Origin of the sequence: Flavobacterium ponti, from assembly GCF_042652765.1 — a bacterium.
Taxonomy (GTDB): Bacteria; Bacteroidota; Bacteroidia; order Flavobacteriales; family Flavobacteriaceae; genus Flavobacterium; species Flavobacterium ponti.
Genome location: NZ_JBHSGW010000025.1, coordinates 510538 through 523644, shown reverse-complemented (window position 1 = coordinate 523644; position 13107 = coordinate 510538). Strand labels below are relative to the sequence as shown.

At 30.6% G+C, this 13107-nt stretch carries 11 protein-coding genes and 1 tRNA gene; 6 read left to right on the top strand and 6 right to left on the bottom strand.

Translation table 11 applies throughout. The features are described from left to right. Window positions 1–21 precede the first annotated feature (21 nt). The 3 genes from purL to ACFO3U_RS10775 all read right to left on the bottom strand — a co-directional run bounded on the left by purL (window position 22) and on the right by ACFO3U_RS10775 (window position 6042). A complete protein-coding gene (gene purL, locus ACFO3U_RS10785) occupies window positions 22–3660 on the bottom strand; it encodes a phosphoribosylformylglycinamidine synthase (protein ID WP_379741919.1) in 3639 nt (1212 codons plus the stop codon). Between the two features lie 152 nt (window positions 3661–3812). Continuing rightward, the gene (locus tag ACFO3U_RS10780) at window positions 3813–4460 is read right to left on the bottom strand and encodes a DUF1579 domain-containing protein (protein WP_379741916.1); all 648 of its coding nucleotides are present in this window, start codon (window positions 4458–4460) and stop codon (window positions 3813–3815) included. Window positions 4461–4482: 22 nt separating this feature from the next. Continuing rightward, window positions 4483–6042: a hypothetical protein gene (locus ACFO3U_RS10775; protein ID WP_379741913.1), complete on the bottom strand. Its 1560-nt coding sequence runs from the start codon at window positions 6040–6042 to the stop codon at window positions 4483–4485. A 157-nt stretch (window positions 6043–6199) separates the two neighbouring features. Here ACFO3U_RS10775 and ACFO3U_RS10770 point away from each other — a divergent pair, with 157 nt between their 5' ends. The 4 genes from ACFO3U_RS10770 to ACFO3U_RS10755 all read left to right on the top strand — a co-directional run bounded on the left by ACFO3U_RS10770 (window position 6200) and on the right by ACFO3U_RS10755 (window position 8510). Beyond that, on the top strand, window positions 6200–6625 hold the full coding sequence (locus tag ACFO3U_RS10770; RefSeq protein WP_379741910.1) for a PaaI family thioesterase: 426 nt from the start codon (window positions 6200–6202) through the stop codon (window positions 6623–6625). A gap of 1 nt (window position 6626) precedes the next feature. Further along, window positions 6627–7658 carry an isochorismate synthase gene (locus ACFO3U_RS10765; protein WP_379741907.1) on the top strand — a complete coding sequence of 344 codons (1032 nt, stop codon included), beginning with the start codon at window positions 6627–6629 and terminating at the stop codon, window positions 7656–7658. After that, complete coding sequence (gene bshB1, locus ACFO3U_RS10760; protein WP_379741904.1) at window positions 7655–8371, top strand: bacillithiol biosynthesis deacetylase BshB1; 717 nt, start codon at window positions 7655–7657, stop codon at window positions 8369–8371. The genes ACFO3U_RS10765 and bshB1 overlap by 4 nt, the downstream gene beginning before the upstream one ends. 63 nt (window positions 8372–8434) lie before the next feature. Beyond that, window positions 8435–8510, top strand: a tRNA-His gene (locus tag ACFO3U_RS10755). Window positions 8511–8545: 35 nt separating this feature from the next. Here ACFO3U_RS10755 and ACFO3U_RS10750 read toward each other — a convergent pair. Next, on the bottom strand, window positions 8546–9277 hold the full coding sequence (locus ACFO3U_RS10750; RefSeq protein WP_379741901.1) for a sulfite exporter TauE/SafE family protein: 732 nt from the start codon (window positions 9275–9277) through the stop codon (window positions 8546–8548). 44 nt (window positions 9278–9321) lie between these two features. Beyond that, on the bottom strand, window positions 9322–10344 hold the full coding sequence (locus tag ACFO3U_RS10745; protein WP_379741898.1) for a M28 family metallopeptidase: 1023 nt from the start codon (window positions 10342–10344) through the stop codon (window positions 9322–9324). A gap of 152 nt (window positions 10345–10496) precedes the next feature. Here ACFO3U_RS10745 and ACFO3U_RS10740 point away from each other — a divergent pair, with 152 nt between their 5' ends. Beyond that, on the top strand, window positions 10497–11078 hold the full coding sequence (locus tag ACFO3U_RS10740) for a MiaE family protein (protein ID WP_379741895.1): 582 nt from the start codon (window positions 10497–10499) through the stop codon (window positions 11076–11078). An 8-nt stretch (window positions 11079–11086) separates the two neighbouring features. After that, entirely contained in the window at window positions 11087–11794 is a 708-nt protein-coding gene (locus tag ACFO3U_RS10735) for a hypothetical protein (RefSeq protein ID WP_379741892.1), read from the top strand. 24 nt (window positions 11795–11818) lie between these two features. On the opposite strand, the gene ACFO3U_RS10730 is transcribed toward ACFO3U_RS10735, so the two are convergent. Next, window positions 11819–13072 carry a glycosyltransferase gene (locus tag ACFO3U_RS10730; protein ID WP_379741889.1) on the bottom strand — a complete coding sequence of 418 codons (1254 nt, stop codon included), beginning with the start codon at window positions 13070–13072 and terminating at the stop codon, window positions 11819–11821. Window positions 13073–13107 lie beyond the last annotated feature (35 nt).

The following is a 13107-nucleotide window of genomic DNA, read 5'->3' as shown; positions in this document are numbered from 1 at the left end:
TTTAGAGGGTGTTTTTTGATATTATTTTGATTCAATCCATTCTTTCGCATTGACAAAAGCTTCTAACCAAGGAGAAACTTTATCCTCTCTATCTTTTGGATAGTTAGCCCAATTCCATGGAAAAGTAGAACGCTCAATGTGAGGCATCATTACTAAATGTCTTCCGGTTGTATCACACATCATAGCTGTGTTGAAATCTGAACCATTTGGATTTGCAGGATATCCTTCGTAAGCATATTTGGCAACGATATTGTATTTATCTTCCGAATAAGGTAAATTGAATTTTCCTTCACCATGAGAAATCCAAACTCCTAAAGTACTTCCTGCTAAAGTTTTTAGCATTATAGAATTATTTTCTTGAATGGTAACAGAAGTAAAACCACTTTCATGTTTATGAGAATCATTGTGTTTCATTTTTCCATGCACTTCATGTTCTGGATTGATGACCTCTAATTCCATAAACAATTGGCAACCGTTACAAATTCCAACAGAAAGTGTATCTTCTCTTTTAAAGAAGTTTTTCAGTGCAGTATTAGCTTTTTCGTTGTATAAAAATGCTCCAGCCCAACCTTTAGCACTTCCTAAAACATCTGAATTTGAAAATCCTCCAACAGCACCAATAAACTGAATATCTTCTAAATTTTCTCTACCTGAAATCAAATCAGTCATATGAATATCTTTCACGTCAAATCCGGCTAAATACATAGCATTTGCCATTTCTCGTTCAGAATTACTTCCTTTTTCACGAATAATAGCTGCTTTTGGTCTTGGTTTTGAAGCATCAATGTCTGGTTTATTACCTGTAAATTGAGTTGGGAATTTATATTTTAATTCTTGTTTGTCAAAATTATCAAAACGCTCTTGAGCTTTATTGTTAGCTGTTTGTTTTTGGTCTAATAAGAATGAAGTTTCAAACCAATATCTTCTGTAATTTTCAATATTTAAATTCCAATTTCCAATTTCTAAAGAAGCTGAAGTTGAAGCATTTCCTAATTTAAAAATCTCTAAACCTTCAAATGCTTTTTCAAATGTTGCATCATCTTTAGCTTGAAGAACTAAACCAATGTTTTCTGAAAATAATACTTTAATTAAATCTTTTTCAGTAAAAGCATCAAATGAAATTTTTGCTCCTAAATTAGTATCAGCAAAACACATTTCCAATAAAGTAGTAATTAAACCACCACTTCCAATATCATGTCCGGCAAGTATTTGATTGTCTTTTATTAATTCTTGAACCGTATTAAATGCTTTTTTGAAGAAGCTTGAATCTTTAATAGTTGGTACTTCATTTCCAATTTTATTAAACGTTTGAGCAAAAGAACTTCCACCTAATTTAAATACATCTTGCGATAAATTGATATAATAAATTGATCCACCATCTTTTTGAAGGACAGGTTCAACTACTTTAGTAATATCATTACAATTCCCAGCAGCAGAAATGATTACTGTTCCTGGAGCAATCACTTCTTCGTTAGGATATTTTTGTTTCATAGAAAGTGAATCTTTTCCTGTTGGAATATTGATTCCCAATTCAATAGCAAAATCAGAACAAGCTTGAACAGCTTCATATAAACGAGCATCTTCTCCTTCATTTTTACAAGCCCACATCCAATTGGCAGAAAGCGAAACCGATTTTAAATTGTCTTTCAGAGGAGCAAAAACAATATTTGATAAAGCTTCTGCAATTGCAGTTCTACTTCCTGCTGCAGCATCTACTAATGAAGCAATAGGAGAGTGCCCAATGGATGTTGCAATTCCTTCTTTTCCGTTGTAATCTAAGGCCATTACACCTACATTATTTAGAGGTAACTGTAAGGGTCCAACACATTGTTGCTTAGCTACTTTTCCACCAACACAACGGTCAACTTTATTGGTTAACCAATCTTTACAAGCAACAGCTTCTAATTGGATAACTTCTTTTATGTATTTTTCTAAATTTTCTTGAGAATACTCTAAATCTGAATATTTTCTTTCAATTTTTGAATCATTCATGATTGTTTTTGGAGAACTTCCAAAGAAATCTTCCAAAGCATAATCCATTGGTTTTAAACCAGTAGATTTTGATTCAAATGTAAAACGATGATCGTTTGTAACATCACCAACTTCATACATTGGAGAACGTTCTCTGTCTGCAATTCGTTGTAAAATATCCATGTCTTTTTGACCGATAACCAATCCCATTCTTTCTTGCGATTCGTTACCAATTATTTCTTTGGCAGAAAGCGTTGGATCACCAACAGGTAATTTATCTAAATTGATTAATCCACCAGTATCTTCTACTAATTCTGACAAACAATTTAAATGTCCACCAGCACCATGATCGTGAATAGAAACGATAGGATTTTCATCACTTTCCACTAGACCACGAATAGCGTTTGCGGCACGTTTTTGCATTTCTGGATTAGAACGTTGAATAGCATTTAATTCAATTCCTGAACTGAATTCTCCAGTATCAGCTGAAGAAACTGCAGCTCCACCCATTCCAATTCTGTAGTTTTCACCACCTAGAATTACAATTTTATCACCTTCACTTGGTTTTTTCTTGATAGCTTGGTCTAATTTTCCATAACCAATTCCACCAGCTTGCATAATTACTTTGTCGTAACCTAATTTTCTACCTTCTTCTTCGTGTTCGAAAGTTAATAATGAACCTGTAATTAAAGGTTGACCGAATTTGTTTCCAAAATCAGAAGCTCCATTTGAAGCTTTAATTAAAATATCAATTGGTGTTTGGTATAACCATTTTCTTTCTTGAAAACCTAAGTTATTTTCTTTTAAACGAGAATATGATGTCATGTAAACAGCCGTTCCAGCTAAAGGCAAAGAACCTTGTCCACCTGCTAATCTATCACGAATTTCACCACCAGAACCAGTTGCTGCACCGTTGAAAGGTTCAACCGTTGTTGGGAAATTGTGGGTTTCTGCTTTCAATGAAATTACAGAATCGAATTCTTTTTCAGCATAAAAATCAGCTTTATCAGCACTTTTTGGTGCAAACTGAGTAACTTTTGGTCCTTTTAGAAAAGCCACATTATCTTTATAGGCTGAAACAATATCGTTTGGATTTTCAGCAGATGTTTTCTTGATTAATTTGAATAATGAAGTTTCTTTTTCTTCACCATCAATAACAAATGTTCCATTGAAAATTTTATGACGACAATGTTCTGAATTGGCTTGTGAGAAAGCAAATATTTCAGAATCGGTTAATTTTCGATTTATCTTGTTAGAAACTTGGTGTAAGTACTCAACTTCTTCATCACTTAAAGCTAAACCTTCTTTTTTGTTGTAAGAAGCAATATCTTCAATTTCTAAAATAGGTTCAGGTTGAATATTTATGGTAAAAATTTCTTGATTTAATTCAGAATATTTTTGCGAAAGCATTGGATCAAAATCTTTGAAACCTTCTGTTACTTTTTGAAATTCTTCAATTCTGATAATACCTGAAATTCCCATGTTTTGAGTAATTTCTACAGCATTTGTACTCCATGGAGTTATCATAGTTGCACGAGGTCCAACAAAAAAATCCGCAAGTACGGATTTGTCAATTTTAAGTGCATTACCAAATAACCAATTTAATTTTGAGATAGTTTCTGTCGAAAGTTCGTTTTGCACTTGTACAGCAAAAACAGTAGCGGTTTCGTTTCCGAAAAAGTGAATCATTGCGTTGTGTTGTTGTTAGGGATAAGGATCAATTTATCCATACGTTGTAAGTGCAAATTTAGTTTAAAAAGTTAGAAGTTCAAAGCAAAAAATCCAATCTAAAAAAAAGCTGTTCACTAATGAACAGCTTTATAAAATTGTATTTAAAAATATTATTTTCTTCTCTTAGAATTAATTTCCATGTTTTTAAATTCTTTGCCATTAGCATCTATGTCAAACATTTCCATTTTTTGCGTATTATCATCAATATAAGTGATAACTTCTTTAACTTTCTTTTCTTTTCCAGTTACAGGGTCTACCATAGCTCCGTTAAAAGTTAGGGTTTTACTAGCTTCATCATATTGCCCACGAGAAACCATCATACCAGTTCCCATATTATCAATCCATGTTGCAATAAATTCTTTTGAAGCATTGTCATAAGCTGTTGTGCCGCGACCTTCAAAAGCCATTCCCCACATGTCACCTTTAAAAACACCTTCTTGATATTTACCATCAAGAATCATTTTGTAGGTTGCTACTGATGTTGCTTTTTGTGGTTCTGGACTTTCAGGCATCCAAAAAGTCATTTCTGCATCCCATGTTCCAGTATCTTTGGCTAACATTTCGTGAGCTTTTGATGGAGTTGCATAATCAGCCCAAGCTTTTGCAACAGTTGCAGAATCCGGAGTTGCTTCAACGGCTACTTCTTCAGTAGTTATTTCTTCAGTTATTGGAGGTGTTTCAGTTTCTTCTACTTCTACTTTTTTACATGAAGAAACACTTAATGTAAGTGCTAATAAGGTTAAAATAATTTTTTTCATGATTTTATATTTTTTTGATTAGTTATTCAAAGATAATAAAATTATAAGCACCAATGTCAGTAGTTGTTAAACCTAATTCGGGTCTATCTTTATCTAAAATATCTGGAAATGTTGAAAAACTTATTTTTGCTGTTCCTTTAGCAGCAGAATCACTCCCAATAATTAGTTTATTATCATTTGGAGCTAAAAAGTCAGGTTTGTTTTGATTAGAATTTGAAGCTCTTAAGCAATTTTCAAAAATAGAATTATCCGAAAAATTATATAAAGGATCATTTGCAAACTGATTGTTAGTATCAACAAATTTTAGTAAGCAATTGGTGTATTTGAAATTGAAAATATTCCCTTTTTTCTTATGAGAAATTCCCAAATTACTTGAACCATAAATAATGCAATTGTTGAAATTAGCTTTTACTAATTCAAATTCAGTTTGTCCTTCATAGTCATCTAAAACCACACAAGTTTGATTTGGAGTTGGCCAATAATTCGCAAAGGTACAATGAGTAAATTCATAACTTCCACCAAAACTACCAATGAAAGAAGCTTCACCACAATTATTAATAACTACGTTTTTTCCATCTACAAAACCTGTTGTGGCATATAAACCAATATTTGAACAATTGTATATTTGAACATTATTTAGAGTTGCATTTACCGAATTTGTGCCATCATTTCCATTTACATAAAGACCAATAACAGCATTTTTGATGGTAAGATTATAGAGAACATTTGAATGACTTCCGTTGGTTAACCAAATTGTTCCCCATTGTCCTGGAACTTCTGAAAAATCAGGTTCTAAACGGTCTCCTTCAAAAATCACTTCTTTTTCTAAAGCATCTGTAGTTGAAGGTTTGCCATCAACAAAAAGAGATGCATCATTGGCAACAATTATTCCAGAATCAGCATGAAAATGTATGCGAGCTCCTTCTTCGATTGTTAAAGTTTTTGTAGGTGGCACAACGGCATATCCATAGATTACATAAGGTTTGCTATTATTCCAAATCAATTCGTTGCCATTTATAGGGTCATTTTCATTTAAAATACTGGCTCTAATAGGAATTGGGTTTTCATTATCGCCTAAATTTATTTCCTCATAATCAAATCCACCGTTTCCATTTGGAGTTCGACTTGGATAAATAAAATAAGCATCTTGAATTAAAGTAACTAATTCTACTTTTTGCATACCAGAAGTAGAATTAAATTCAATAAAATCAGTATATAAAAAATCTGTTGGATTTACATTGGCAACATCTTCAGTAACTTCTATAAAAACAAACATACTGTCTTTTGCAAGCATTTCGATATTTGAAAATTCTTTACCAGGAATTCCATCAACCATTAAACGATATTTTGAAGCTTGACCTTTGTTTAATCGAATACTTGGAATAGAAATATTTTTGTCACTTCTGTTGTAAACTTTTAAAGTATAAGTACTTGAACCAATATTAGTAAAAACAGTGTCCAAATAAACTGTGTCTTTAGAAAATTCTAATCCACCAGAACTAGTTTCAAAATCAAAATCGTTCCTACATGAAGTTAATGAAGCTACAAGTACAACCAAAAGTAATCCTATATATTGACGCATAAATAATCTGAATTTTCGTAAAAGTAATTATTAATTTGAAAAAGCTAAATATTCAAACGAAAAAAAAACGTTTTTAGTCTCAATTAACAATCTATTATAAAAAGTTATTAGGCTTAAGATTTAAAAATTGAGTAATTTTGTATGAAAATAATAAACCATGTTTGATAAAGATAAAATGCTTCAATTGTGTAACGATTGGTCAAAAAACACTTTGATGGAAACGTTAGAAATTGAATATATTGATGCTGGAGAAGATTTTTTAACGGCAAAAATGCCCGTTAATCCTAGAGTTCATCAACCCATGGGATTATTACATGGTGGTGCAAGTGTAGCTTTAGCAGAAAGTGTTGGAAGTGCTGCATCCATTATGTTTGTAAATCCTGAAAAATCTGAAGTTAGAGGAATTGAGATTTCTGCAAACCATTTAAAAGCCAAACGAGATGGAATGGTTTATGCAACTGCTAAAATAGTTCACAAAGGAAGAAGCATTCATTTGTGGGAAATTAGAATTACAGATGAAAATGATTCTTTAGTTTGTTTATGTAAATTGACAAATATGATTTTACCTCGAAAAGAACGCTAAAATGGAGATTCTTAAAAAAGCAGAAGTTTATTTTCAATCGAACTTACCTTTTGTTTTATTTGTTGAGCCTAATAGAAATCAACTGAATGCTTATTTTCAGAAAGATGATATTTTGCATGAATTTGAAAATCAAAAAGGATTTGTTTTTGTCTCTTTTAATGGTTTATCTAAAGTAGTTTTACCCAAAGAAAATTCAGATTATTTTGAAGAAGAAATTGATTTTAATTTCAATTTTAAATCAGAATCCATACAAATTCCAACATCAGATAAAGAAAAAAAACATTTTGAAAGCTTGGTAAATCATTCGGTTCAAGCTATTAAGTCAGGTGATTTTGAGAAACTTGTGGTTTCTAGAAAAATAGATTTTTCAGATGAAATTGATGTTTTCAAAACGTATCAAAATTTAATTAAAACTTATCCAACAGCTTTTCGTTATTTGTTTTTTCATCCAAAAGTTGGAATTTGGATGGGAGCAACTCCAGAGCAATTAATTAAAATTGAAGCTAATCATTTTGAAACCGTTGCTTTAGCTGGAACTCAATTATTTTCGGAAAATTTAAAATGGACTTCGAAGGAAATTCAAGAACAACAATTTGTGACAGATTATATTGTTTCCAATTGTGAAAATATGGCTTCAAATATTGAAGTTTCTGAGCCTTTTACAGTGCAAGCTGGGAAATTAGCACATATAAAAACCAAAATATCTGGAACTATTTCTAAGGAAAATGTAACGGTTTTAATTTCAAAATTGCATCCAACTCCAGCTGTTTGTGGTTTGCCTAAAGAAAAGGCCAAAGAATTTATCTTGAAAAATGAAAAGTATGACAGAAAGTATTATGCTGGTTTTTTAGGAGAATGGAATGTGAATGAAACAACCAATTTATTTGTTAACTTGCGTTGTATGGAAATAGGAACTATAAATTCAATTTATGTTGGCTGCGGTATTACAAAAGATAGTATTGCAGAAAAAGAATATATAGAAACTCAAAATAAATCAGAAACGATTAAAAATGTTTTAATTACGAAAGAATGAAATTAGATATATTAGCATTTGGAGCACATCCAGATGATGTTGAATTAGGAGCAGCAGGAACCATTGCCAAAGAAGTTTCACTAGGAAAGAAAGTCGGAATAATCGATTTAACTCGTGGTGAATTAGGTTCAAGAGGTTCAGCCGAAATCAGAGATGAAGAGGCTAGGAAAGGAGCAGAAATTCTAGGAGTTGCTGTTCGTGAAAATTTACGATTTAGAGATGGTTTTTTTGTAAATGATGAAGCACATCAAATGGAAATTATAAAAATGATTCGAAAGTACAAACCAGAAATCGTACTTTGTAACGCTATTGAAGACCGACATATTGATCATTCAAAAGGAAGTAATTTGGTAAGTGATGCTTGTTTTTTATCAGGTCTAATTAAGATTGAAACAGAACTTGATGGTTCACAACAAGAACATTGGAGACCAAAGCAAGTTTATCACTACATTCAATGGAAAAATATTGAACCAGATTTTGTAGTAGATATTTCTGGGTTTATGGACAAGAAAATGGATTCTGTTTTAGCTTATAGTTCACAATTTTATGATCCAAATTCTAAAGAACCTATTACACCAATTACTTCAAAAAACTTTTTAGATTCTATAAAATATAGAGCAGAAGATTTAGGTAGGCTAGTAGGTGTAGATTTTGCCGAAGGATTTACTACAGAAAGATATTTGGCAATCAATAGTTTAAGTAATTTGAAGTAAATTTATGTTTTTTTTGTTTGTAGAATAGAAAAACAGTAGTATATTTGCACTCGTTAAACAAATGGTGATTGTAGCTCAGTTGGTTAGAGCATCGGTTTGTGGTACCGAGGGTCGTGGGTTCGAGCCCCATCATTCACCCAAAAGTAAAAAACTCCTAAGATATTAGGAGTTTTTTTATTTTATACTATTCCATAAAGAAAAAATACCAATTCCTAAAATTAAAAACAATGACAATTTTTTGAATCTATTTTGTGGAATTTTATTTAATATTTTCTGACCAATCCATGTTCCTACAAATCCAATTATAAATAGAAAAGGAATATAAATTAATATTTCTTTGGTAATATATCCATTAAAAAAGTAAACAAAACTTCTTGTAAAGTCGATTCCAAAATCAATAGTGGCTGATGTTGCTACAAATACACTTTTTTCTAAATTAAAAGCAGCCATGGTAATTCCTCTAATTGCTCCACCTGTTCCTAGAAAACCAGCAGTAAAACCAGACAAAGAACCTCCAATAATACTTTCTTTAAGTTTAGGAGGAATAACGAGCTTGTCTTTAATCAAAAAAAGTAGGCTCAAAAGAATTAAAAATATTCCTAAACTAATTTCTAAAATTTTAGAGTTAAAACAATTACTTAGTAGTCCACCAATAATTACAAATAATATGGAAGGAATACCAATTTGAAGTAATAATTTCTTATCTAATCCATCTCTAAAGAGGTAAATTTTACTGATATTGCTTGATAAATGAAAAATAGCTGTGATACCTAAAACGGTATGAAAATTAAAAAATAATGCAGTAAATGGAACAAAAAAAACAGAAGAACCAAAGCCTCCAATTGTTCCAATGATTTCAGCAATTAATGCCAAGAATAAAAAAAGAATGCTTTTATCTAATGTCATAAAAAAAAGCACTCCAATGAGTGCCTTATATTAGTTATTTATATTTATTCACCGTTTCTGTCGGCAATTATTCTTTTATCTCTATTAGCAATTTCCCAAGCATCAGCAAATGCCAATTGAGCTCTTTTTGTCATTAGTTCATAATTGATTTTATCAGGAGTATCAGTTGGTTTGTGGTAGTCTGCATGAACACCATTGAAAAAGAAAATAGCTGGTACACCGTTTTTAGCAAAGTTATAGTGGTCTGAACGGAAATAAATTCTTTCTGGATCATTTCTGTCGTTGTATTTGTAGTCTAAATTAAGTCCAACATATTTGGTATTCATTTCTTCATTAATCTGGTGTAATTCTGTACTCAATCTGTCAGAACCAATCACATAGATATAATTTGGATTTTCTTCGTGAGCAGGATCAACTCTTCCAATCATATCAATATTGATATCAACAACTGTGTTTTTTAATGGGAATAATGGATTTTCAGAATAATATCTTGAACCATGTAAACCTTTTTCTTCAGCAGTTACGTGTAAGAATAAAATAGAACGTTTTGGACCATGACCTTCTTTTTTCGCTTGAGCAAAAGCTTGAGCCATTTCTAAAAGCGCAACAGTTCCAGATCCATCATCATCTGCTCCATTATAAATTTCATCATTTTTTGTTCCTACATGGTCATAGTGAGCCGAAATTACTACAATTTCATCAGGAAATTCACTTCCTGGAATAAATGCCCAAATGTTTTCAGAATCAACACCTTTATTACCAAATTTTTTAGTCATAAAAGCTGCTGGTACTTTTTGATAATAAGAGCTAGCTCCTTTTGGATAGTTTATACCAAGACTTTTATAATAATTGATAAGATATTCACCTGCTTTTTTTTGTCCAGCAGAACCTGTGTCTCTTCCTTCCATTTCATCACTAGCTACAATGTAAAGGTGCTTGCTTAAATCTGTTTTGTCAATAAGATTAATATAAGTTCCTGCATTTACTTCTTTTTTGTTTAGCGAAGAACTTGTTCCACAACTATACAAAGCTAATCCAATAATGCTATAAGCAATTATTCTTTTCATACTCTATTATTTAAATGATACTATATTTTTAAAAATATGTTTTTTATTTAAAAAAAACTCACTTTTTATTTAATTAGTATAAAGTTAGATTAAAAAGTTTCAATATTATAAGTTTAAATTTAAAAGTTTATTTTTGCAAAAAAGAAATTACAATGTTCAAATTAAAACTACCAACAGACCCAAGATGGGCAAAAATAGCAGAGTCAAACATTGAAGAGGTGTTAAGTGATCACGCTTGGTGCGAACAGAAAGCAGTGACCAATTGCATTACATTAATTACAATGTTACCAGAACATACACATATCATCACTGAATTAATCAAAATTGCTAAAGAAGAAATGGAGCATTTTGAGCAAGTTCATGAATTGATAAAAGCTAATGGTTGGGTTTTAGGAAGAGAACGTAAAGATCATTATGTAAATGAGTTGTATAAGTTTATGCAAAAGGGTGGAAGTAGGCAATCACATTTGGTAGAACGATTGTTATTTTCTGCAATGATTGAGGCAAGAAGTTGCGAACGCTTTAAAGTGTTATCAGATACCATAGAAGATCAAGAAATGGCTAAATTTTATAGAGATTTAATGATAAGTGAAGCCAATCATTACACTGTTTTTCTTGGATTTGCTAACGAAATAGGAGAAGGTTTAGATGTTAAAAAGCGTTGGGAAGAATGGTTAGCTTATGAAGCAGAAATCATAAAAAGTTATGGAAATTCGGAAGCAATTCATGGGTAGTTAAAATTATGAAAAATGCTATAATAAGAACATTACAGATATTTTTTTTAATAACTTTTATAAGTTGCAATAGTAGTTATAATAAGATAGAGATTGTTTTCTCTAAATCTGATTTAAAAGATACAATTCCAATTAAATATAGTCTTTTTAATCTGTCCAATAAAGATTCAGTTATATATAAAAAAAAGATAATCGAATATATTATAGTTAATAAAAAGTATGTTTTTGATAGTTTGCCAAACGGTGAATATATTTTAGAATATAGCGATATTAAACAAGATACTTTTACTAAAAAAATAAACTTAAGAAACAATGAAGTTTATAAAACCAAAATAATATTTGATTCACTTTCACTAGAAAAATATTATAGTCATACTCCAATTAATAATTTAAGAAACGGAGAATCATATAAGCTTTTTACTTGGGGAGGATGTATTGCAAGAATGGAATCTTTCTATAAAATTACTAATCTCAACAACAAATATTTACTTGATTCAAATTTAGATAACCAAAAAATTCTAACCAAAGACGAGATAAAAGCAATTAACAAATTTGAAGCAGAATTGTTAGCTTTAAAAGGGAAAGGAATATGTAACAGTACAGGACAAATGAGTTACTCTATATCTAAGCAAAATAAAATTGACACTATATCAGAAATGACTTGTAATTGGAATAGTTATAATTTATTAATGAGTAAACTTTACAAAAGAGAGTAATAAACATTTTAAATTAATAATTTACTACTTGGAATTTGGAGTTTTTTTATTAGAATTTTTCTCTTCAATCCATTTACTCATATACATTGTGCTTTTCAAAGTATGATGATTTAAAATCTGTCCCATAAAATTTTGGGAACGATGATTTTCTAGATTAATAATTAAATATCCAATTTGTTCAGCAAACTCTTTTTCAAAATTTACTTTATTGAAAGTTGTATTGATAATCTTTAAACCGTTGACTTGGGATTGTTTCCATGTATGTATATTCGTATAAAGTAAAACTGCTTTTTCAGCAAACTCAACGGGATTTTCTTCAATAAAACCATTCCAGTTTAAGTTGTTTTGCATTCCCTCAGCACCAATTTTTGTAGTTACGTTTGGTGTTCCAAAAAGCATAGATTCTATTAATTTTCCTTTTATACCAGCACCATAAGGTAAAGGAGCTAATAAAACTTTATATTTTTTGAATATAGTAGAACTGTCGTCAGCTCTTCCTTTTATAATAAAACCTTCTTTTTCGTTGTGCAATTGCTTTGCTTTTTCAGGAAGATATGCACCGTAAATATGAATTTCAGCTTTTGGTAATTGTTTTCTAATTAAAGGCCAAAATGTGTTTTTTAATTGTAATACTGCATCCCAATTAGGTTGATGATAAAAATTTCCAATAGAGAAAAAATGATTTCTTTCTTCAAATTTAGGATAGTTTTCAAAAGTATTTTCTTCCATCTCCTCGTAAATCATTGGAATATAGTACAATAATTTAGTAGGAATAGAAAAAGTATTCACTAATAAATCATATTCAAATTTAGAAATGATTAATGTCAAATCACATCTGTAGATAGAAGCAATTTCGCGTTTAGCAATTTCATTTTGTAAATGTTTTGTTTCGCAAGCTATTTGTTGTTTGAAGCACTGAAATCTTGCCTCACGTAAAAAATGCAAGTCTTCTGAATCTAATATTTTTATTGAATTAGGACAATTTTCTGAAACACGCCAACCAAATTGCTCTTCAGTCATAAAGCGATCAAAAAGTACAATTGTTGGATTTTCTGATTTTATAAAACTATCAAAGGAGTTGTTATTTAATTCAATTTCAACTGTTTTAACATTCAAGACATCCAAATCAACCGAATAATCAGAAAAAGAAGCAATAGAAGTAAAGGTGATTTGGAAGTCAAGCTTTTTGAAAAAAGTGATGATCTGCATCATTCTTTGTCCTGCAGCTGTTGAATTTGGTTCTGGCCAAACTGATCCAATAATAACAATTTTCTTCATAGATTATATCTTATGGCAAAGGTATAAAATAAAAA

What these genes read in the sequence shown, in the direction of transcription:
- purL (WP_379741919.1), bottom strand. Translation starts at nt 3,660, where the DNA reads ATGATTCACTTTTTCGGAAACGAAACCGCTACTGTTTTTGCTGTACAA.
- ACFO3U_RS10780 (WP_379741916.1), bottom strand. Translation starts at nt 4,460, where the DNA reads ATGAAAAAAATTATTTTAACCTTATTAGCACTTACATTAAGTGTTTCT.
- ACFO3U_RS10775 (WP_379741913.1), bottom strand. Translation starts at nt 6,042, where the DNA reads ATGCGTCAATATATAGGATTACTTTTGGTTGTACTTGTAGCTTCATTA.
- ACFO3U_RS10770 (WP_379741910.1), top strand. Translation starts at nt 6,200, where the DNA reads ATGTTTGATAAAGATAAAATGCTTCAATTGTGTAACGATTGGTCAAAA.
- ACFO3U_RS10765 (WP_379741907.1), top strand. Translation starts at nt 6,627, where the DNA reads ATGGAGATTCTTAAAAAAGCAGAAGTTTATTTTCAATCGAACTTACCT.
- bshB1 (WP_379741904.1), top strand. Translation starts at nt 7,655, where the DNA reads ATGAAATTAGATATATTAGCATTTGGAGCACATCCAGATGATGTTGAA.
- ACFO3U_RS10750 (WP_379741901.1), bottom strand. Translation starts at nt 9,277, where the DNA reads ATGACATTAGATAAAAGCATTCTTTTTTTATTCTTGGCATTAATTGCT.
- ACFO3U_RS10745 (WP_379741898.1), bottom strand. Translation starts at nt 10,344, where the DNA reads ATGAAAAGAATAATTGCTTATAGCATTATTGGATTAGCTTTGTATAGT.
- ACFO3U_RS10740 (WP_379741895.1), top strand. Translation starts at nt 10,497, where the DNA reads ATGTTCAAATTAAAACTACCAACAGACCCAAGATGGGCAAAAATAGCA.
- ACFO3U_RS10735 (WP_379741892.1), top strand. Translation starts at nt 11,087, where the DNA reads ATGAAAAATGCTATAATAAGAACATTACAGATATTTTTTTTAATAACT.
- ACFO3U_RS10730 (WP_379741889.1), bottom strand. Translation starts at nt 13,072, where the DNA reads ATGAAGAAAATTGTTATTATTGGATCAGTTTGGCCAGAACCAAATTCA.